A 20,215-nucleotide genomic window follows, 5' to 3' on the forward strand; every position below is an offset into this window, starting at 1 on the left:
GGAAGGCGTCTAGAAAACTAGGGGCTATTCACAGAATCCGCAGCCGTTCCTCGTCAGTCCAGCGCCGACGACGCTCGGGCCATCCATAACCGTAATCTGCCGCATCCACCGCTCCTGAGTGCGCTCTCGAGAGCGTCCTTAAGAGCGTTCGCTCAGCGCCAAACAAGGCGGGGCACGCCGGATGAATACGCGCCCCGCAGCCGTGACCTATGCTCCGGAGGCTCGCGACTGGGCCGCTTCGCACACCTCGTGAAGGCAGCATCGAATTCGTTCCCGGGAGTGACTGGTGCGGGCGGCCGGACTTGAACCGGCACGGGCAAAGCCCAACGGATTTTCTTACCGACTACGGCTTTCGCCGCCGTCAGGGGCGATGTCCGTCCCCGACGTTTGTGGTCTGGACTATCCCTTCACCATACCCTGAACCCAGGACTTAGGTGCTGCCCGTCTAGTCTCTACACCTTCCCTCCGACTCCCATCGAAGGGCTTGGCTCGGGATCGCCATTTCACAGGGTTCCCCGAATTTGAGCAGTTCTGCAGCGCGAGTTTCCCCGCGCGCACTCAATTTTGGCGTTTGGTCTCAAGTCCGCTGCGTCTACCGATTCCGCCACGCCCGCACAGTCGAGCTCGCTATATCGGCGGCAACCCCAGACGCCAAGCCCCTGAAACACCTCGACTGACGACGGGCACCTCTACAGTCCCGCTTCAATCGCCATGCGAATGGCATCGGCACTGGTCTTGACACCCAATGCCTTGAGCACGGCAGCGCGATGCAATTTCACTGTCCGCTCGCTGATCTGAAGCTCCCATGCAATCTGCTTGTTGAGTTTTCCTGCGGCAATGCATTCCAGGATTTCACGCTGCCTTTTGGGGAGCGCCTCGACCTTTTCCCGAGCGCTCTCCGATCGTTTCCTGTTCTGGTCGTGAAGGCCGCCGGAAAGCTCGACCTGAGACCCCAGGAAATATTCAAGTTCGCCATCGGCTCCGAAAATCGGAGCGATCATCACAGCGTTGCGAAACGGCGTTCCGTCCTTCTTGTAATTGAGGATTTCGACCATGACCGGCATCCGCGCCGCGATCCCCGCTCTCAAACGCTCGGTCAGGTCCACTTCGGTGTCCGGACCACACAGAAATCGACAATTTCTTCCGATGATCTCGTCTCGCGAATATCCGGTCAGATCAATAAAAGCCTGATTGCAGGATACGATCGGATTGTCGGGAAGCCGAGGATTGCTCACCACGGCAGCCACGAGACTGTCCTCGATCATCGCGTCCATTTCCATGTCACCTCACAACGCCTTTCCGGAGCTTTCTGCAATTGCCCTTTCGATCATGTTGCGACCGGGAAGAGCCACGCCGATCCTGCGTTCCATGGCGCTGTTACCCCATGGGCGCGCCGGAAGGAACGGATACCTTGAACGAGCTGGCATTTACCCTCGACCATTGCGAGGCTCATGAAACCGCAGCTGAACATCCGCCGGTTCCCGAGGAAGTTCGAAGCGCGATCCGAACGCTGCTCCGCTGGACCGGAGACAACCCCGACAGGGAAGGCTTGCGCGATACCCCGTCCCGCGTCGCACGCGCTTGGAAAGAATACTGTTCCGGCTACACGGAAAACCCTGGCCTTCATCTACGCCGAACCTTCAGCGAGGTCGCCGGATATGACGAAGTCGTCCTGTTGAAGGACATTCCCTTCCAGTCCCATTGCGAACATCATCTTGCGCCGATCACCGGCTGCGCCTCGATCGCATACCTGCCGCGCCACCGGGTCGTCGGCATTTCCAAGCTCGCCCGGGTCCTGCACGGCTTTTCCCGGCGACTACAGATCCAAGAGCGGATGACGAGCGAAATCGCCCAGTGCATCTGGAACGCCCTGCAACCTCACGGTGTTGCCGTGGTGATCGAGGCGCAGCATGGGTGCATGACCGGACGCGGGGTGCGCACGCCCGGTGTCGCGATGATCACGAGCCGGATGCTCGGCTGCTTCCTCGACGACGCGAGCAGCCGCAAGGAAGTCCTCGCCCTCATGGGACGTGGGTGAAGGGCGCCAGGACGTGTCACACATTGCTATCGTTGGAGCAGGACTCTCCGGAATTTCCTGCGCAGAAACGCTTCGCACCCACGGCCATCGTGTCACGCTCTTCGACAAGGGACGCGGCCCGGGCGGGCGCATGGCAAGCCGTCGTATCGAGACGCCACTCGGGATCGCGACATTCGACTTCGGCGCACAATACTTCACGGTTCGCGACGAGCGCTTCGCTTTCGAAGTCCGTGAATGGGAAAGAGCCGGGCTGATCCAGCCCTGGCCCGCCGCCGGTCCCGATGCCCTGATCGGCGTCCCGAACATGAATAGCATCCTGAAGCACCTGCTTGCCCGCCAAGAGGTTCATTTCAGCGCGCTCGTCAAAGGCCTGAAACGAGAGGGCCGTCACTGGCGGCTCCTCTGCGAAGGCCACGAAAGTTCTTTGTTCGACGACGTTGTCCTTGCTCTTCCCGCCGAGCAAACCGCCCCGATCCTGACGCTTCACGATTTCGACCTCGCCCAGGCAGCCCTGTTCGCGCGGTCACAACCATGCTGGACCGGAATGTTCGTGTTTCCAGAACCCGTCCGGCATAACGCCGACATCATTCGGGACCAAGGCCTGATCGGCTGGGCCGCGCGGGACAACGCGAAACCCGGCAGGAGCGGACCGGAACGCTGGGTGGTTCAGGCACGCCCGCAATGGTCCGTCGCGCATCTGGAAGACGCCAGCGAGATCATCGCGCCCCATTTGCTCGAGGCGCTCGCCGCTGCTTGCAATGGCTCGCTTCCCGATCCAATTGCCCAGTCGATTCATCGCTGGCGCTATGGCCTCTCGGCCGGGACCGGAGCGGTCTGCCTCTTGAATGCCGAACTCAACCTCGGTGCCTGCGGTGACTGGCTGCTCGGCCACCGTCTCGAAGACGCATGGATTTCCGGACGCTCGCTCGCAAAAAAGATGATCGCCGAAAAGTGATTCTCCATCCCGCAATCACACCATGCTGGTGCCGCTGCTGCCCAATTCGGAAAAATAACGCGCCATTGCATCTGCCGCCTTGTCGGTCAGCGTGATGAATGCACGACGACGGTCGGTTTCGTCATCGACACGCTGCAGAAGCCCTGCATCGGTCATCTGCCCGATCCAGCGCAAAGCGGTCGTAGGCGGCACACCCGATGCGATGCACAGCGACGTGACCGAAACCCGCACATGCTCCACCCGGGCAGCTGTCAGGTCGAGCAACATGTCCCAAGCCGGATCGGCAAAAAGGTCACCTTCGAAAAAGCGGGCACGCAATTGCCGCTGCCGAATAATCTTGCGCACGAGACGCGGATCGGGAAGCGGCGGACGCGAAGCGCGGACAAGGCGATCACTGCCGTTGTCGAACTGCGGATCGAGCTTGGTATCCCCTTTGCCGAACGCCACCTCGCCTTCGAAGCGGAAGGCCCCGCCGGTATCGGCAGCACCCTGTCCCGAAAGCTGCTCCAGCTTCTGCGCGATCTGGCTGACCTGTTCGGTCAGACGCAGCAGGCTGAGACGATCCTCGTCGGACAGTTCCCGAACGCGATTGCCGCTACGGGCCAGCACACGCCCCAAGGCGATGACGCGATCCGCACGCGTCGGCGTCACCAGGATCTGGGCATCCGCTTGATCAAGACACCCGAAGACATCGTCCAGAGAGCCGATCGACGTGGAGACCACCAAATGCGATCCCGTCTGAGACGCGCGCTGATCCAGCCGCGACAACGCGGCCAGCTCGGCCCCGTCGATGACCGGACAATCGACCAGAACAAGATCAGCCAATGCAGGCGGCTCACCCGGTTCGAGAAGACGACCAAGATCCGTCGTCTGGGCAACACGCAAGCCAGCTGCTGCTGCGTCCTCCGCCATTTCGGCGCGCAGGTAGCCGCGATCCGCGTAAATCGATACTGCGAGGGAAGAGCGGCCTCCGCCATGGCCGAAACCCTGACCCGAACCACCGTCGCCGCTGCCGTATTCGAACTGCGGTATCACTTGTCCCATGTCGCTCAACATCCCCGTTCGCGCCGATGCCGAACACAACTGGAACATTGAGCAATAAGTTCAACTACGGATATCTCGAATATGGATCAAGCAACAATGTCCACAGGGGTACCGTCCCCGACGAGGCCCCAGATTTCCTCGATTTCCGCATTGTCCAAAGCGATACAGCCAGCGGTCCAATCGCCTTCGGGTGCATCCCTCGCCCCGTTGGGCCACCCGTGAATAAAGATGGCGCCTCCTGGCGAACGCCCCCTTGAGCGCGCATACGCCTGATCGCTTGGCCCCGGATAGGAAATATGCAGCGACAGATGATAGGCACTGCTCTCCAGCCCCCAATCGATGCGATAGTGACCTTCGGGGGTTCGCCCGTCCCCTTCGAAACGCTTGGGGCCAACAGGCTCCCAGCCAAGGCGGATATGGTCGTAAACCCTGACCGCCCCACCTTCGGCATCGAGCAAGGTCAGCCTGCGCGCGCCCTTCTCGATCAGAACGCGCTCGACGCCATGCTCTGCCCCGGCATGGCTGGCTGTCGCCAGAGCCAGAAATGCCAGAGCGACAAGCCCCCGTCCGGCGCGACATGCAATCGCAGCGCCGGATCGGAAGCCCGTCATAAGTCAGTCGAGGAAAGGATCGCGAACGAGGATGGTGTCCTCGCGTTCGGGTGACGTCGAAACCAGCGCCACAGGCGTCTCGATCAGTTCCTGCACGCGCTGGATATACTTGATCGCCTGCGCCGGAAGATCGGCCCACGAACGGGCACCGGCCGTCGTGCCGTGCCAGCCGTCCATTTCCTCATAGATCGGCTCGACTTCGGCCTGATCGGCGGCATGTGCGGGATAGTAGTCCAGCACCTTGCCGCGCAGGCGATAGCCGGTGCAGATCTTCACCTTGTCGAACCCGTCAAGAACGTCGAGCTTGGTCAGCGCAATCCCGGTGACCCCGGAAATGGCGCACGACTGGCGAGTCAGCACCGCGTCGAACCAGCCGCAGCGGCGCTTGCGCCCGGTGACAGTGCCGAACTCATGACCGCGCTCACCCAGACGTTGGCCGACTTCGTCGGAGAGTTCGGTCGGGAACGGCCCGGAACCCACGCGCGTGGTATAGGCCTTGACGATTCCGAGCACGAAGCCGGTCGCCGACGGCCCCAGGCCCGAACCCGAAGCTGCCGTCCCCGACACGGTGTTCGACGACGTGACGAACGGATAAGTGCCGTGATCGACATCGAGCAGAACGCCCTGCGCCCCTTCGAACAGGATCCGCGCGCCGGCCTTGCGCACGGTCTGCAAGCGCTTCCACACCGGCTGGGCGAACTGGAGGACGAAAGGCGCAATTTCGCGCAGATCAGCGAGCAGCGCCTCGCGATCGACCGGCTTCTGCCCGAACCCGGCGCGCAGGGCATCGTGGTGCGCACAAAGACGATCGAATTGCGCGTCGAGCGCATCGAGATGAGCAAGATCGCAAACGCGAATGGCGCGACGACCGACCTTGTCTTCATAAGCCGGACCAATGCCGCGCCCGGTGGTCCCGATCTTGCCGGCGCCCGCAGCGCTTTCACGCAACCCGTCGAGATCGCGGTGCAAGGGCAGGATCAGCGGGCAATTGTCGGCAAGCGCGAAGTTGTCGGGGTTGATCTTGACCCCCTGTCCGCTCAGCTTCTCGACTTCGGCCTTGAGCGCCCAGGGGTCGAGCACCACGCCGTTGCCGATGATCGACAGCGTACCCGTGACAATGCCCGAAGGCAGCAGGCTCAGCTTGTAGGTCTGGTCGCCGACGACCAGCGTGTGCCCGGCGTTATGACCGCCCTGAAAACGCACAACAGCATCGGCGCGGCTGGCGAGCCAGTCGACGATCTTGCCCTTGCCCTCGTCGCCCCACTGGGCACCGATTACAGTAACGTTTGCCATGGATACAACTTTCCCCCTGCCGGGTGATCCGCAAGACGCCCTTCGACAGGACTCGGCGCCGCGGATGGAATGAAGGAACCGACTGGCGCGGCCCCGCTTGCGGCTGGCGCACTAGGAGCAGAGAAAGGGAGTCGTCAAGGGGGCGAGCGCCAAAAACCCCCTGCCCGGCGACCGCCCCGCATGGCATCATCGCATCATGACAGCGAACCGGAAAACGCGCCGAATCCCTCCCCCACGGACCCGCAACCCACTGGTCGCCCTGATCGTCGGCATCGGCCTTGCCGCCGGTCAACTGGCCGAAGCACGCGCCGGGATAGCGCCACCTCCGGCTCCACAGACTTTGGTCTATGGCTCGGACCCCGTCCAGGCGATCGACTTCTACGAACCGTTGCCTGCCGCACAGTCCGGCGCCTCGCCGCTGATCGTCTTCGTCCACGGCGGTGCCTGGAGCATGGGGTCACGCGAAAACGCGACCGGCAATGCCAAGATCGTTCACTTCACCTCAAAGGGAATCGCCTTTGCGACGATCGGCTATCGACTGGTACCCGATTCCCGGGTCGAGGATCAGGCCAGCGATGTCGCCCACGCCATCGCCAGATTGCTTGCGGAAGCCGAACGCCTGCACATCGACCGCCGACGCGTAATCCTGATGGGACACAGCGCGGGGGCGCATCTCGTCGCCCTCGTCGGCACCGATCCGCGCTGGCTCGATGCGACTGGTCTGTCCTTTGCAGCGTTGCGGGGCGTCGTCGCGATCGATGGCGCGGCCTACGATGTTCCCGAACAACTGCGTGCGGGGGCACCGCTCATGCGTTCGCTCTATCGCCAAGCCTTTGGCGACGACCCGGAACGCCAACAGGCGCTCTCGCCATTGCGTCAGAGCAACGCACCCAATGCCGCAAACTGGCTGCTGCTGCACGTCGATCGTCCGGACGGCACCCGCCAGACCGAGGCGCTTGCCGCCGCACTCCGTCGCGCCGGAAGCAGCGTCGACGTCGTTGCCTTGCCGGGCCAGGGCCTTTCCGGGCATGTCGCCAGCAACCGGCGCCTGGGCATACCCGACTATCCCGGCACGAAAGCTGTCGACGACTGGCTAGACCGCGTGCTCGCCACCCCCTGACGGGGATGGCGAGCCATCACAGCGGCTCGGGCCCTTCCACAGTCAGGACGTGGGTGCAGCCGAGCGCCCTTGCGCTGTCGTCTTCCGAAAGCGCGGCAACCGTGCGCCAGCCGATCGCACGCAAACGCGCGGCAGCCTCGGCATCGTGACCGATGGGAAGGAACACACTGTCCTCGACCGGTTCGGCACCCGAGATCTGATCGATCAGGGCATCGGGGAACACCGAGAACCCCGTCGCAACTTCGCCGCCGTTGGCCCCACCGATGCGATAGGTACCACCCCGCCCCAGAACCCCACGCACGCCTTCGGCATAGAGCGTGAAGCCGAACCAGGACTGATATTCGAAACCGTGGCGCTCGCTGGGATCGAGAGTGAGCCGCGCCGTGCCACCGAGGCGTGCCGCGATTTCGCGCAAGGCCGCAATCCGCCCCGCGAGGACGCCCCCGGCATCGAACCCTGCGAGTCGCTCAATCGCGGTGTCGAATTCACCGGCCGCATAGAGCAAAGGCACATAAGCGGCCCCACCGGCATCGACGAGACCACCGGCATCCTTGGTGTCGAGTTCGCGACGAACACCCTCGATCGCCTCGGGCGGCAAGGGGAAGGCCTGCTCGGCCAGGACATCGACCAGATCGGGGAGAGTGAAATCGACACTGACCCCGGTGGCCCCGGCCGCCTGCACAGCCTCGATCGCCAGAGCGACGATTTCGCTGGCCGCAGCGACATTGTCGACGCCGATCAATTCAGCGCCGCATTGCAGCTTTTCCCGGGCCGGGTCGAGACCATCGCCACGGATCAACAGAACCTGCCCGCCGTAGCACAGGCGCAAGGGACGCGGCGCTCCAGCCAGACGCGACGCCGCGATGCGGCTGATCTGCGGCGTATGGTCGCCCCGCATCATCAACATGCGCAGGCTTTGCGGATCGACGAAGCGGAACATGCGCCGCGAACGGATGCCCGCCATGCGATGGGCAAGCGTTTCGTCGAATTCGATCATCGGAGGCAGCACACGGTCATAGCCGTGCGCATGCATCACCCCATGAATCGCGCGCATGACACGCGTGGTGGTCGCCGCTTCACGCGGCAGGCGGTCCTCAAGACCTTCGGGCAGGAGATCGCGATCGCTGATGCTCATGGAGGCCGCCTTTAGCCGGAATAGCAGACAAAAAAAGGGGGGCCTTGCAGCCCCCCTCGCTTTTCACCGTTTGGATCAGGCGAACTTGAGCGCCTTGACCAGCCGCACCCCATTGAGGGTCTTGGCCTTTGCCAGCACTTCGTCGCTGACCGGGCTGTCCACCGAAAGCAGCAGCACGGCTTCACCACCAGCCTGACGACGACCGAGGTGGAAGGTGCCGATGTTGATGTTGGACTGGCCCAGCAGTGTCCCGATCGAACCGATGAAGCCGGGCGCGTCGGTGTTGACGATGTAGAGCATGTCGCCGTCGAGGTCGGCTTCGACCGCGATGTCGAAGATTTCGACCAGGCGCGGCTGGCCATTGCCGAACAGCGTCCCGGCAACCGCCTTTTCGCCTTCGTCGGTGCCGACCGTCACGCGGACCAGGGTGCGGTATTCGCCTTCGCGTTCATGGCGCACTTCACGCACGTCGAGACCGCGTTCCTTGGCGAGGAACGGCGCGTTGACCATGTTCACGGTCTGCGAATACTGCTTCATCAGACCGGCCAGAACCGCCGCCGTGATGGGCTTCTGGTTAAGCTGGGCAGCAGCGCCTTCGACTTCGATTGCGATCTTCTTGACGCTGTCGCCGACAAGCTGGCCGACCAGAGCGCCGAGCTTTTCGGCAAGCGCCATGTACGGCTTGAGCTTGGGCGCTTCTTCAGCCGAAAGCGACGGCATGTTGAGAGCGTTGGTAACGCCGCCCGTGGTAAGGAACTCAGCCATCTGCTCGGCAACCTGCAGCGCGACATTAACCTGCGCTTCGGTCGTCGACGCACCCAGGTGCGGGGTGCAGATGAAATTCGGCGTGCCGAAAAGCGGGCTTTCCTTCGCCGGTTCGGTTTCGAACACGTCCAGTGCGGCGCCAGCGACGTGGCCCGAATCCAGCAGATCCTTGAGCGCGGCTTCATCGATCAGACCACCGCGGGCGCAGTTGACGATGCGCACGCCCTTCTTGGTCTTGGCGAGGTTTTCACGGCTCAGGATGTTGCGGGTTTCCGACGTCAGCGGCGTGTGCAGCGTGATGAAGTCGGCCTTGGCCAGCAGCGTGTCGAGGTCGGCCTTTTCCACGCCGATTTCGATGGCGCGTTCGGGCGTCAGGAACGGGTCATAGGCAACGACCTTCATCCGCAGGCCCAGCGCGCGGCTGGCAACGATCGAACCGATGTTGCCCGCGCCGATCAGGCCAAGCGTCTTGCCGGTGACTTCGACGCCCATGAAGCGGTTCTTTTCCCACTTGCCTGCCTGGGTCGACAGGTCGGCTTCGGGAAGCTGGCGCGCCAGGGCGAACATCAGCGCAATCGCGTGTTCGGCCGTGGTGATCGAGTTGCCGAACGGCGTGTTCATGACAACAACGCCCTGAGCCGAAGCGGCCGGAATATCGACGTTGTCGACGCCGATCCCGGCGCGGCCGATCACTTTCAGATTGGTCGCGGCTTCGAGGATGTCCTTCGTCACCTTGGTCGAAGAACGAATGGCAAGACCGTCGTACTGGCCGATGATGGCCTTCAATTCTTCCGGCGTCTTGCCGGTGATGACGTCAACGTCGCAGCCCATTTCGGCAAAAATGCGCGCGGCGTTGGGGTCCATCTTGTCGGAAATGAGAACCTTGGGCTTGGTCATGGTAAACCTCTGGTCAAGCGCCGGCGCACGCAGGCAATCGGCCGGGCGCGGGCATCATGTATCGGGAATGTTTCGGATCGAAGAGGCTGCCCTTTCCTCCCAACACACGAGAGGAAAGGGCGCCTTTCAAAAAGCCTCAGGCGGCTTCGGCCGGAGCCTTGAGCTGTGCCCAAGCCCAGTCGAGCCAGGGACCAAGAGCTTCGATGTCGGCCGTTTCGACGGTCGCACCGCACCAGATACGCAGGCCCGCAGGAGCATCGCGATAACCCGCGATGTCATAGGCTGCGCCTTCCTTTTCGAGCAGCCCAGCGAACTTCTTGATGAAGTCCGCGTCGGCACCTTCGACAGTCAGGCAGACCGAGGTGTGCGAACGGATGCCGCTATCGACCGCGAGGTGGCCGAGCCAGTCGCGTTCGGCAACGATCTTGTCGAGAGCATGGGCATTGGCCTTGCAACGCGCCTTGAGCCCTTCGAGACCACCGACCTGCTTGGACCATTCGAGCGCGAAGATCGCGTCTTCAACAGCCAGCATCGAGGGGGTATTGATGGTTTCGCCCTTGAAGACGCCCTCGGCAAGCTTGCCCTTGGCCATCAGGCGGAACACCTTCGGCAGCGGCCATGCAGGGGTATAGTTTTCAAGGCGTTCGACGGCACGGGGGCCGAGAATGATGACCCCGTGACCGCCTTCGCCGCCCAGCACCTTCTGCCAAGAGAACGTGGCGACGTCGATCTTGTCCCACGGAATGTCATAGGCGAACACGCCGCTGGTAGCGTCGGCGAAAGTCAGGCCTTCGCGGTCAGCCGGGATCCATTCGCCGTCGGGAACGCGGACGCCCGAAGTCGTGCCGTTCCAAGTGAACAGGACGTCGTTGGTCCAGTCGATCTTGTCGAGATCGGGAAGCTGGCCATAGTCGGCGCGAACGACAGTCGGCTCGAGACGCAGCTGCTTGACAGCATCGGTGACCCAACCTTCACCAAAGCTTTCCCAGGCAAGCGCCGTAACCGGACGTGCGCCGAGCATCGTCCACATCGCCATTTCGAAGGCACCGGTATCCGAACCGGGAACAATGCCGATACGATGCGTATCGGGCAGCTCAAGCACTTCGCGCATCAGATTGATCGCAAGAGCGAGACGCTCCTTGCCGATCTTGGCGCGGTGCGAGCGGCCGAGCGAGGCCGTGGCAAGCTTGTCAAGGGAATATCCGGGCGGCTTTGCGCACGGGCCGGACGAAAAGAAAGGACGCGCCGGTTTGGCGGTCGGACGTGTATCAGTCATGTAGACTCTCCTCGCAGAGAGCTCGCGCGGCGTTGGGACCGCGTGGCCCGGAGCCGGGAATAGAGGCGAACCGGACGGTGTCAACAAAAGAGTCTGGACACCTCTGACCAGCCGGCGAGCCGTTCCCGGCAAACGCCCGGAAACCGGGCGTTTGCCATATGCGCAAAAATCGGAAAGTTCGGCGAACCCCTGTCGCCAATCGATTCGACTGCTTCAAAAGCTGTACTTCGCGGCAAAATCGAATCGATCGACCGCCCCGTTGAGACTGTTGACCAGCCAGCGTTCGCCATGGCGATATTCGATGCCCAGATCGATGTTCGAAACCGGCGAATAGAACACGTTGCCAGCAGCACTCCATGCCTCGGCATTGTAATTCCCGACGCCGAGCGTCCCGCGATCGAGCGTGCGATCATAGACAATACGCTGAAAACTGCCGAGCAGGTTGAACCGCACCTTGTCCGTCAGGGGCAGATGGAACGAGGTATAAAGCCCGAGATTGCGCACTTCAGCGAGGCGCCCTTGCGTCGTCAGCACGGCATCCGGCCCGAAGTTCAGCCCAAGATAACGCCCGATGCCCGAGCCGTAGGTCGCCTGGAAACGCCAGTCGGCGCCGCCGCCGAGCACGATCTTGCCCGCCGTGCTGACACCCCAGCCGAGGCGATCGTCGACCACATGGGCCGCCCCCACTCCCGCATTGTCGACCCGCAACTGCCGCACGAGCCCCGCCAGATAGATCTGCCCGACCTTGCCCGAATAATCGACGCGCACCGCAAAGTCCGGCGCATGATCCTCGCCATTCTCGGTGAGCGAGGCCGACACCGTCTTCGTCGTCGAATCCGGCACCAGCGTGGCCGAGGCTGTTTCGGGATTTTCCACCGACAGATTGAGCTTCACGCCACGCACCAACGGCATGGTGTAACGCACTTGCGGCTGGCGCACGAAGACCAGCCCATCGATCGCCCCCAGGTAATCGGTGCTCTCCGGCATGACAGTCGGCTCGGCAAACGTCGTGAAGTCCTGCCCGAAAGTCCAACGGTCGAACTGTACGAACGCGCGCCGCATGGCCAGATCATAGGCATTCGTGGTGCGCTGCGTGCCCTGCCCCAAGGCCATCGGCGTCCCCGGCGCGGCCTGAAAGTCCATTTCGATATAACCTTTAAGGACGTGATGCCCGATCCGGGTATCGGCATCGACCCAGAACCGGGTTTGCTTGGCTGCAATGTCGGTAACCCGCGTGGACGAAGTCGGACTTGCAGGATTATAGACCGGGATCGATTGCGGCACATAGACATCGCGCCCGAGCGTCCCGGTCGCATCGTTGCCACCGCTGTACCGCGCGGTCGTCATCAGCAGCTTCACATAGCCTGACAGGACCACCCGACTGTTGCCCGAGTGAAATCCGAGCAATCCTTTGGGCTCGGTCGCCCTTTCCGACGCCACTGCGACCGGGGAAAGTACGACACCGACAGCAGAATCCCCCTTTTCAAGCGAATCTCCGGGAGTGGTCGCCGCCATGGCCGGTGCCGGGACAGCAAGGTCCACCCTGGCCGGGGCCGTCGGCGCGGAAACCGCCGGCTGGGCACCCGTCTGCGCAGGGGAAGCGCCTGCTCCACCTTGCGCAGCGCGCAAACGTGCCACTTCGGCCTCGAGCCGGTTCACCCGGTCGAGCAGGGCCCTGACCATGGCCTGATCGACTTCCTGGGCGCGCGCCTCGACCGGCAACCCTCCCCCGACCAGGATCGTCCCGACCAGCATCATGCATCTGACAGCCTGCACCGGGGGCAGGCCAAGCGAACGTAGGGGAAAAAATCTCGGCATCACCATGACCTGCGACTCAACCAAACATTTGTTTGGCGAAGTGACGGCGAGTGATACACCTGTCAAGCGCGAGCCGTGTCAGAGCCGATTGCCTCAACCGTCCGGTTCGGTTAGGCGTGCCGCTTTCCATCTTCAGACCGGCTCCCCCGGCCCGCCTCACGAGCGAAGACCCGATGCCCCCATCCGGCTCCCATTCCGCCACCAACGGCGGCAGCCACAATGCCGCTGCATCCCACGACGCAGCCGAACGCCGACGCGAGATTCTCGAAATCGCGGCGCAGCTCTTCGCCGAGCGCGGCTATCGCGGCACGTCGATCCGACACATCGCGGAAAAGGTCGGGATGCTGCCCGGCTCGCTCTATTATCACATCCGGTCGAAGGAAGAGCTCTTCGTCGATATCCACGACCGGGCACTCAACGAAACGGCCGGACGGATCGAGGCCGCAATCGCCCCCTTCACCGACCCCTGGGAACGACTCGAAGCGGCCTGTGCCGAGATGCTGGACATCCAGCTCAACCCCGCCTCACTCACCCTGCCGATCATGAACAATCTGCGCTCGGTCCCTGACGAGATCACCGACGCTCTCGTGCGCAAGCGCGACGAATTCGAAATGATCTTCCGCCGCCTCGTCGATGCACTTCCGCTCGAGGACGGGATCGACCGCAGCATCTACCGCATTCTGCTCCTGCGCCTGCTCAACACCGCCGACGGCTGGTATCGCGAAGGCCGCCTGACCCGCCGCGAAATCGCCGGTCAGATCGTACGGATTTTCCGCCACACGAGCTGATTTTCGAAAATAGCACGATGTCCTGATCGGCTTCGCCGCAATCATGGCCGAATGGTAATTTCCGACCACACATTTTTCGGGTGCTTGTTCAGCAAGTTTTTACCATAATCGGCGATGCACTGATCATGGCCCGACGAATTGCCCCCCTGCGGCTCGTCCCGGTATCCGGTCTTGCCTTGTGCCTGGCCGGGTGCATCGGCGGAAGCCCGACAGAACATCGCGCGCCCCAGCGCGCGACGATGGATCGCCTTGCACCTGCGCCCAGCTCGCGACAATGCTTGGCGGAACTTGGCCAGAGCCAGGCCAATTTCACGACTCTTCCCGATCAGTATTACGGCGCCGGGTGTTCGACGGTGAACACCGTGCGCCTGTCATGGCTGCGCAGCGACGACGCGCATTTGCAACTTGCCAATCTCGGGCCCGTTACCTGCCCTCTGGCCGAAGCCCTGCAAGGATGGGCTCGCTATGGAGTCGATCGCGCCGCGCGGCTGGCCATGGGCAGCCCGCTGCAACGGATCGAGACATTCGGCAGCTACAACTGCCGCAACATCGCCGGAAGCGACCACCGCAGCGCCCACGCCACGGCCAATGCCATCGACATCGCCGGTTTCATCCTGGCCGACGGTCGCCATGTCAGCATCAAGGGTGACTGGAACGAGGGAAGTCCGGCCACGCGCAATTTCCTGCACATCATCCGGGCCAGCGCCTGCAAGCGGTTTTCCGTGGTTCTCAGTCCCGATTACAATCCCGCGCACCGCGACCATTTCCATCTCGAAGTCGGAGCGCCCCACACCGTCTGCCACTGACGCCGATTCCCCGACCTCTTCAAATTATCTCGCCGCTTCAAAACGAAAGCCCGATCGGCATAACGCCAATCGGGCTTTCGTTTTTTTGAGCTTCCCGCAACGCCCCCTTGTCGGATGACGGGCGGGGAGCCTCGGCAAGACGCCATCCGCTTGCCTGATCAACCCCGGGGTCAGAGCGAAAAACACGCCCTGCCCGGTCCCGCATGTCAGGCCGCGTCGCCCAGACCGGTTGCTTCGATACGCAAGCGAACGGCTTCGGCCGCATGACGGGCGCCCAGCTTGCCCATCATCTTCATGCGGTGGATCTCGACCGTACGCGGGCTGATATCAAGCTCGCGCGCAATCGCCTTGTTGCTGCACCCTTCGGCAAGACGGTCGAGCACTTCGCGTTCGCGCAACGACAGACGAGCGATCCGTTGACGGGCTTCAGCCGCGCGAGCACGCTGGGCCCGATGCGTTTCGGCTTCACGAGCAGCACCGGCAATGGCTTCATTGAGCGGGCCGATCTGCTGCGGAACGGCAAGATAATCGAGAGCACCGGCCTTGATCGCATTGACGACGGAAGCCGTACTCGGCTCCTCTGAAATGGCGATCACCGGAAGCCACTGCCCCGCGCGCGTCATCGCACCGATCAGGCTGGCAACTCCGTCACCGGGCGGATCGTCATTGGCGAGAACCAGCCCACCGGACGGAGCATGCGCCAGCAGCTCATCGGTGTTGGCGTATATCTCGGCATGATGCCCTGCGGCAAAGGCGAGACGGGCGAGCTGCGCACGGCGGGCAGAATCGCCATCGAGGATGTGGAGTGTGACGCGGTCGATCATGAGGACTATCAACCATTGAATCCGGGCCAGTGGCCAACGTGGTTAGTTTCAATACGAACCCAACCCAGACCCAAAATCCGGTGAATTACTCCAACACCCTTAGGGTAATTCCCTCTGGAACGGAGCAGATCGGCGTCCAACGGACATTCGGAAAAAGGGAAAATCGGGCTCACACCCGTGATTTACCCCTGTAATCCTCTTGTAATCCTTTGCCGAGACGCTGAACGCCCTAACCAAATAAGCTAAGTGCAATTACGTATACTCTGCTCGCAAGTGAGTTACCGTACTGCACAATGAAACGACCGCACTTGCCCAATGCGGTCCACGTCCTTCAACGTAAGTATCTGGTATGACGGACGAGCGACGGACGAGATCCTGCGCCGCGCCGCATCATTGGCGTGCATGGATACACACAAGCCCCGTGGAACGGGCACGCCGAACGACAAGACCCCGTGCGTCCGGAGTGTTCGAAGCCTCAGGCCTGATTCAGGATTTCCGGAATCGCGGCTTCCACTTCGTCGACCTGCTGTTCCAGCGGCATCGGCGTCCCCAGATCGTAAGATGGAAGCGAGTGGAACGCCCGCCGCAGGGCATCTCCCCACCCCTTCGAAATGGAGCGAAAATAGGTGTCATCCGCCCCGATCCGGCGATGATGGAGCGGCGTGAAACGATCGCGGGCGATCACCATGAGATCGAGCGGCAGTCCGACCGACAGATTGGCGGCCAGGGTCGAATCGAACGACACCATCAGCAATTTGACCGCGTCCTCGAAAGGCATGGTACGGTCATAGCCGCGCAGCAGGATCGGCCGACCGTACTTGGTCTCGCCGATCTGGAAGAACGGGGTATCGAACGTGGCCTCGATGAAATTGCCTTCGGGATAGATCAGGAACAGGCGCGGCGTCATTCCGCGAATCTGCCCGGCCACAATGATCGAAGCGGTAAAACGCGGCCCTTCCGCCTTCGCCCCGGAGCCCGGTTCGGCAAGCGCCCCCGGCCCTTCCACCACCTGCCGCAACAGGCGACCGACTTCCCCGGCCACCTGGAACATCGTCGGCGCCTCGAGAATCGAGGGGTGACGGTCGCCGGGAACCTTGTTGCGCTCTTCAAGCTGGGTCACGACGGCCTGGGTCGTCGCAAGATTGCCGGCCGTCATCAGGGTGATGATACGCTCGCCCGGCACGTTCCAGCTGAACATCTTGCGAAACGTCGAAATGTTATCGACGCCGGAATTGGTGCGGGTGTCGCTCATCAACACCAGTCCGGCGTCCAGCATCATCCCCACGCAATAGGTCATTCGTGCGCTCCCGTCCGGCGACATCGCGGACAGGGGCCGTCCTGTCCGCTCGCGTCGGTGCAAATGGCTGCTTTAAGGCCGAGGGAGCGATTCGAAAAGGCGCAGGCCGATCAGGCGGGGACAACCTGCAGGATGGAAAGTTCGACGGTCAACGTCTCGTCCGACTCCGCATCGCCAAAAGCAGTGAATGTCAGTCCCTTGACCGGCGCAGCCTCCACATAGTCGCGCCCCGTCGCAACACGAACGTATCGCGCGTCGGGGCAGACCGCATTGGCAACATCGAACCCGACCCAGCCAAGTCCTTCGACAAAGGCTTCGGCCCAGCCATGCCCGGCATCCTGCTCGACCCGGTCGTCCATCAGCAAGTACCCGCTGACATAGCGGGCAGGAATGCCCAGTGCCCGCGCGCTCGCGATGAAGACGTGGGCGTGATCCTGACAGACGCCATGCCCGGCCGCCAGAACCGCTTCGGCAGAAGTCGCCACGTCAGTATGCCCGGTTTCATAGGCCACCGCGTCGCGGATCAGCGCGGTCAGAGCATGGAGCGTCGCCAGACGGTCACTCGTCGTCCTGTCCGCGAGCGCCTCGATCAAGGCCTCGATTTTCGGACCGACCTTGGTCAGTTCGGTTTCCCGCGTGAAATGCCAGAGCGGCAGATAACCGACGTGACGCCCGACAACCCCGGCCTCGTCAGTGGTATCGACGACACCGTGTGCACGGATCGTGACTTCCTCCACGCCCGGCGTAATCGCGACGAGCGTCACGCGATTGCCGTTTTCGTCGTCATAGCCGGCTTCGGCCCGGGCCCCGACCAGGTCGATAGCCCATTCAACGACCGATTGCCCCTTCCCGGTGACCGGGGTCAGGCGCAATCGCTGCATGCCCTGCGTGATCGGCTGGGCAAAGCGGTAAGTGGTGACGTGATCGATGGCGAGGCGCATCCGCTGGTGTCCCGAGCCTGTGTTCAGTCGATGAAACGGTAATCGCGCTGGATCTGTTGCGCGAGACGATTGTTGCAGGCGAGGAAATCGCCGATGAACTCGTGCAGGCCCTGCTCGATCACCGCCTCGATCCCCGTCGCCAACAGCCGATCCTGGCATTCCCGCTGGATAGTCTGGGCATCCATCGTCGTGCCGTAATCGCGGGCGAGGTAATCCAGATTGGACCGCAACTTGCCGTAACAGAAGGCAAGGCTGCGCGGGAACCGCTCGTCGTGGATCAGGAACTCGGCAATCCCCTTGGGATCCATCTGCCCGGCATTGAGCCAGCGATAGGCCCGCTCGCCCGCGACCGAGCGCAGCACATTTTCCCACTGCACGTTATCGAGGCTGGACCCGACCGGAGAGAGGCTGGGCAACAGGACGTAATACTTGACGTCGAGAATACGGGCCGTGTTGTCCGCCCGTTCGATGAACGTCCCCAGCCGCGCGAAATTGTAGATGTCGTTGCGCAGCATGGTGCCTTCCATCGCGCCGCGCACCTGGGTCGACTGGCGACGGATGGTGTCGAGCACATCCCCCAGCCGCGTCTCGTTGACCGTGCGGCCGAGGATCTCCTTCAACAGCATCCAGCTTTCGTTGACCGCTTCCCACACTTCGCGGGTAATGACGGTGCGCACCATGCGCGCATTGGTCCGCGCCGCCTCGATCATCGCCAGAACGCTGGCCGGATTGCCCTTGTCGCGCAGCACGAAGTTGAACACCTGAGCGCCCTGATACTCGGTGCCGCAGGCTTCCTCGAAATCCTCCTGCATGCCGAGCGTGGTCACGACCGAGCGCCATTCCTCGCGCGCGTCGCGGCTGTCGCGGGTAAGCGCCATGCGGAACCCGGCGTCAACCAGTCGCGCCGTGTTCTCGGCACGCTCAAGATACCGGAACAGCCAGAAAATCCCGTTCGCCGATCTGCCTAGCATGCCTTGTTCCCGGTCCTGTACGCCTCACCGCACGCATGGCCTTGGCCGCGCGCCTGTTCGGGGATGCCCCCGCGATGCCGTGCCCGCGCCATCAGTCGTCGAGCACCCAGCTGTCCTTGGTCCCCCCGCCCTGCGACGAGTTGACCACGAGCGAGCCTTTCTTGAGCGCGACGCGCGTCAGGCCACCGGGCGTGATGTCGATCCCGTGCGGGCTGACCAGCACGAAAGGCCGCAAGTCCACGTGACGCGGCGCCAACCCCGCCTTGGTAAAAATCGGCACGGTCGACAGCGACAGCGTCGGCTGGGCAATGTAATTGTCCGGACGCGCGCGCAACTTGGCCTCGAACGCGGCGATTTCCTTTTTCGAGGACGTCGGCCCGATCAACATGCCGTAGCCGCCCGACCCGTGCACTTCCTTGACCACCAGTTCGGACAAATTGTCGAGAACATAGGCCAGCGCATCGGGTTCCGAACAACGCCAGGTCGGCACGTTCGACAGGATCGGCTTTTCCCCGGTATAGAATTCGACGATCTCGGGCATGAAGCTGTAGATCGCCTTGTCGTCGGAAATGCCCGTCCCCGGCGCATTGGCGATGGTGACACCGCCCGAGCGATAGACGTCCATGATCCCGGCAACGCCCAGAACGCTGCTCGAATTGAACGAGAGCGGATCGAGGAATTCATCGTCGACCCGGCGATAGATCACGTCGACCGGCTGCCACCCCTTGGTCGTGCGCATGGCGATACGCCCGTTCTCGACCTTGAGATCGCTGCCTTCGACGAGTTCGGCGCCCATCTGGTCAGCCAGGAACGCATGTTCGAAATAGGCCGAATTGTAGATCCCGGGCGTCAGCACCGCGACAGTCGGCTTGTCCCCGGCAAAGGCCGCCGGAGCACAGGCTGCCAGACTGCGCGCAAGACGGCGCGGATAGTCCGACACTTCCCGCACCCGCACCCGGGTGAACAGTTCGGGGAACATCGCCATCATCGTCTCGCGGTTCTCCAGCATGTAGGAGACCCCCGAGGGCGTACGGGCGTTGTCTTCGAGAACCATGAAATCATCCTCGCCCACGCGGACGAGGTCGATGCCGACGATGTGGGTATAGACCCCGCCGGGCGGCGTGAAGCCGGCCATCTGTGCCAGATAGGCCGCGTTGTCGCGCAAGAGGCGTTCGGGCAGGCGTCCGGAACGGACGATTTCCTGACGATGATAAAGGTCGTGGAGAAAGGCGTTGAGTGCCCGGACGCGCTGTTCGATCCCGCGCGACAGCTTGCGCCATTGGTTCGCGGTGATGATGCGCGGCACCGGATCGAACGGGATCAGCCGTTCTTCAGCATCGGCGGCGCCATAGACGTTGAAAGTGATCCCCGTGCGACGAAAGAACGCCTCTGCCTCGATCCCTTTCCGTTTCAGAAGTCCGGGTGGCTGCTCGTCCAGCCAGTCGGAATAACCGGCATAGGCGGCGCGCACCGAACCATCGGCATCGAGCATCTCGTCATAGGACGAGGGCGAGGTTCTTTTCATAGGCTCATCCCGTCTGGACCTCATTGCTTGCACAGGATTTGCCTCCCCGCAAGCGTTCCTGCTGCACCGGCAAAACAAATCGGCGCATGACAAATCAGACAATCATCGTCG

Annotated in this window: 18 protein-coding genes; 5 read left to right on the top strand and 13 right to left on the bottom strand. The window is 62.6% G+C overall.

What is annotated here, in order from left to right; genetic code table 11:
- Window positions 1-689: 689 nt before the first annotated feature.
- Window positions 690-1,280 (bottom strand): PAS domain-containing protein, encoded by a 591-nt coding sequence (locus tag Y88_RS16345; RefSeq protein ID WP_008071222.1) that lies wholly within the window; start codon window positions 1,278-1,280, stop codon window positions 690-692.
- Between the two features lie 104 nt (window positions 1,281-1,384).
- Here Y88_RS16345 and folE point away from each other — a divergent pair, with 104 nt between their 5' ends.
- Both folE and Y88_RS16355 read left to right on the top strand, forming a co-directional pair.
- Window positions 1,385-2,038, top strand: coding sequence for a GTP cyclohydrolase I FolE (folE, locus tag Y88_RS16350; RefSeq protein WP_008071223.1), 654 nt, complete (start codon window positions 1,385-1,387; stop codon window positions 2,036-2,038).
- Entirely contained in the window at window positions 2,031-2,993 is a 963-nt protein-coding gene (locus Y88_RS16355) for an NAD(P)/FAD-dependent oxidoreductase (RefSeq protein ID WP_008071224.1), read from the top strand. Before folE ends, Y88_RS16355 begins: the two co-directional genes overlap by 8 nt.
- Before the next feature lie 15 nt (window positions 2,994-3,008).
- On the opposite strand, the gene Y88_RS16360 is transcribed toward Y88_RS16355, so the two are convergent.
- From Y88_RS16360 to Y88_RS16370, 3 genes are all read right to left on the bottom strand, one after another.
- The gene (locus tag Y88_RS16360) at window positions 3,009-4,037 is read right to left on the bottom strand and encodes a winged helix DNA-binding protein (RefSeq protein WP_050805649.1); all 1,029 of its coding nucleotides are present in this window, start codon (window positions 4,035-4,037) and stop codon (window positions 3,009-3,011) included.
- An 86-nt stretch (window positions 4,038-4,123) separates the two neighbouring features.
- Window positions 4,124-4,648, bottom strand: a complete 525-nt coding sequence (locus tag Y88_RS16365; protein WP_008071226.1) for a L,D-transpeptidase family protein — start codon at window positions 4,646-4,648, stop codon at window positions 4,124-4,126.
- A gap of 3 nt (window positions 4,649-4,651) precedes the next feature.
- Window positions 4,652-5,941 carry an adenylosuccinate synthase gene (locus tag Y88_RS16370; RefSeq protein ID WP_008071227.1) on the bottom strand — a complete coding sequence of 430 codons (1,290 nt, stop codon included), beginning with the start codon at window positions 5,939-5,941 and terminating at the stop codon, window positions 4,652-4,654.
- 196 nt (window positions 5,942-6,137) lie between these two features.
- Here Y88_RS16370 and Y88_RS16375 point away from each other — a divergent pair, with 196 nt between their 5' ends.
- Complete coding sequence (locus tag Y88_RS16375) at window positions 6,138-7,061, top strand: alpha/beta hydrolase family protein (protein ID WP_018075641.1); 924 nt, start codon at window positions 6,138-6,140, stop codon at window positions 7,059-7,061.
- A gap of 16 nt (window positions 7,062-7,077) precedes the next feature.
- Here Y88_RS16375 and Y88_RS16380 read toward each other — a convergent pair whose 3' ends face one another.
- From Y88_RS16380 to Y88_RS16395, 4 genes are all read right to left on the bottom strand, one after another.
- Complete coding sequence (locus tag Y88_RS16380) at window positions 7,078-8,196, bottom strand: ATP phosphoribosyltransferase regulatory subunit (protein ID WP_008071231.1); 1,119 nt, start codon at window positions 8,194-8,196, stop codon at window positions 7,078-7,080.
- Between the two features lie 75 nt (window positions 8,197-8,271).
- Window positions 8,272-9,858 (bottom strand): phosphoglycerate dehydrogenase, encoded by a 1,587-nt coding sequence (serA, locus tag Y88_RS16385; RefSeq protein ID WP_008071233.1) that lies wholly within the window; start codon window positions 9,856-9,858, stop codon window positions 8,272-8,274.
- 136 nt (window positions 9,859-9,994) lie between these two features.
- The gene (locus Y88_RS16390) at window positions 9,995-11,134 is read right to left on the bottom strand and encodes a phosphoserine transaminase (RefSeq protein WP_008071234.1); all 1,140 of its coding nucleotides are present in this window, start codon (window positions 11,132-11,134) and stop codon (window positions 9,995-9,997) included.
- A 213-nt stretch (window positions 11,135-11,347) separates the two neighbouring features.
- Window positions 11,348-12,892, bottom strand: coding sequence for a DcaP family trimeric outer membrane transporter (locus tag Y88_RS16395; RefSeq protein WP_008071235.1), 1,545 nt, complete (start codon window positions 12,890-12,892; stop codon window positions 11,348-11,350).
- Between the two features lie 233 nt (window positions 12,893-13,125).
- Between Y88_RS16395 and Y88_RS16400 the strand changes: the two genes are divergently transcribed.
- On the top strand, window positions 13,126-13,740 hold the full coding sequence (locus Y88_RS16400; protein WP_008071236.1) for a TetR/AcrR family transcriptional regulator: 615 nt from the start codon (window positions 13,126-13,128) through the stop codon (window positions 13,738-13,740).
- 125 nt (window positions 13,741-13,865) lie between these two features.
- Window positions 13,866-14,546 (top strand): extensin family protein, encoded by a 681-nt coding sequence (locus Y88_RS16405; protein WP_408637199.1) that lies wholly within the window; start codon window positions 13,866-13,868, stop codon window positions 14,544-14,546.
- A 206-nt stretch (window positions 14,547-14,752) separates the two neighbouring features.
- Here Y88_RS16405 and Y88_RS16410 read toward each other — a convergent pair whose 3' ends face one another.
- From Y88_RS16410 to Y88_RS16430, 5 genes are all read right to left on the bottom strand, one after another.
- Window positions 14,753-15,370, bottom strand: a complete 618-nt coding sequence (locus Y88_RS16410; RefSeq protein ID WP_008071238.1) for a response regulator transcription factor — start codon at window positions 15,368-15,370, stop codon at window positions 14,753-14,755.
- Between the two features lie 475 nt (window positions 15,371-15,845).
- A complete protein-coding gene (locus Y88_RS16415; protein ID WP_008071239.1) occupies window positions 15,846-16,667 on the bottom strand; it encodes a proteasome-type protease in 822 nt (273 codons plus the stop codon).
- A 110-nt stretch (window positions 16,668-16,777) separates the two neighbouring features.
- Window positions 16,778-17,608 (bottom strand): transglutaminase family protein, encoded by an 831-nt coding sequence (locus tag Y88_RS16420; RefSeq protein ID WP_008071240.1) that lies wholly within the window; start codon window positions 17,606-17,608, stop codon window positions 16,778-16,780.
- 23 nt (window positions 17,609-17,631) lie between these two features.
- Window positions 17,632-18,579: an alpha-E domain-containing protein gene (locus Y88_RS16425; RefSeq protein WP_008071241.1), complete on the bottom strand. Its 948-nt coding sequence runs from the start codon at window positions 18,577-18,579 to the stop codon at window positions 17,632-17,634.
- A 91-nt stretch (window positions 18,580-18,670) separates the two neighbouring features.
- Window positions 18,671-20,104, bottom strand: coding sequence for a circularly permuted type 2 ATP-grasp protein (locus tag Y88_RS16430; RefSeq protein WP_008071242.1), 1,434 nt, complete (start codon window positions 20,102-20,104; stop codon window positions 18,671-18,673).
- Between the last annotated feature and the right edge of the window lie 111 nt (window positions 20,105-20,215).

It is taken from the genome of Novosphingobium nitrogenifigens DSM 19370 (assembly GCF_000192575.1).
In the GTDB taxonomy this organism is placed as follows: Bacteria; Pseudomonadota; Alphaproteobacteria; order Sphingomonadales; family Sphingomonadaceae; genus Novosphingobium; species Novosphingobium nitrogenifigens.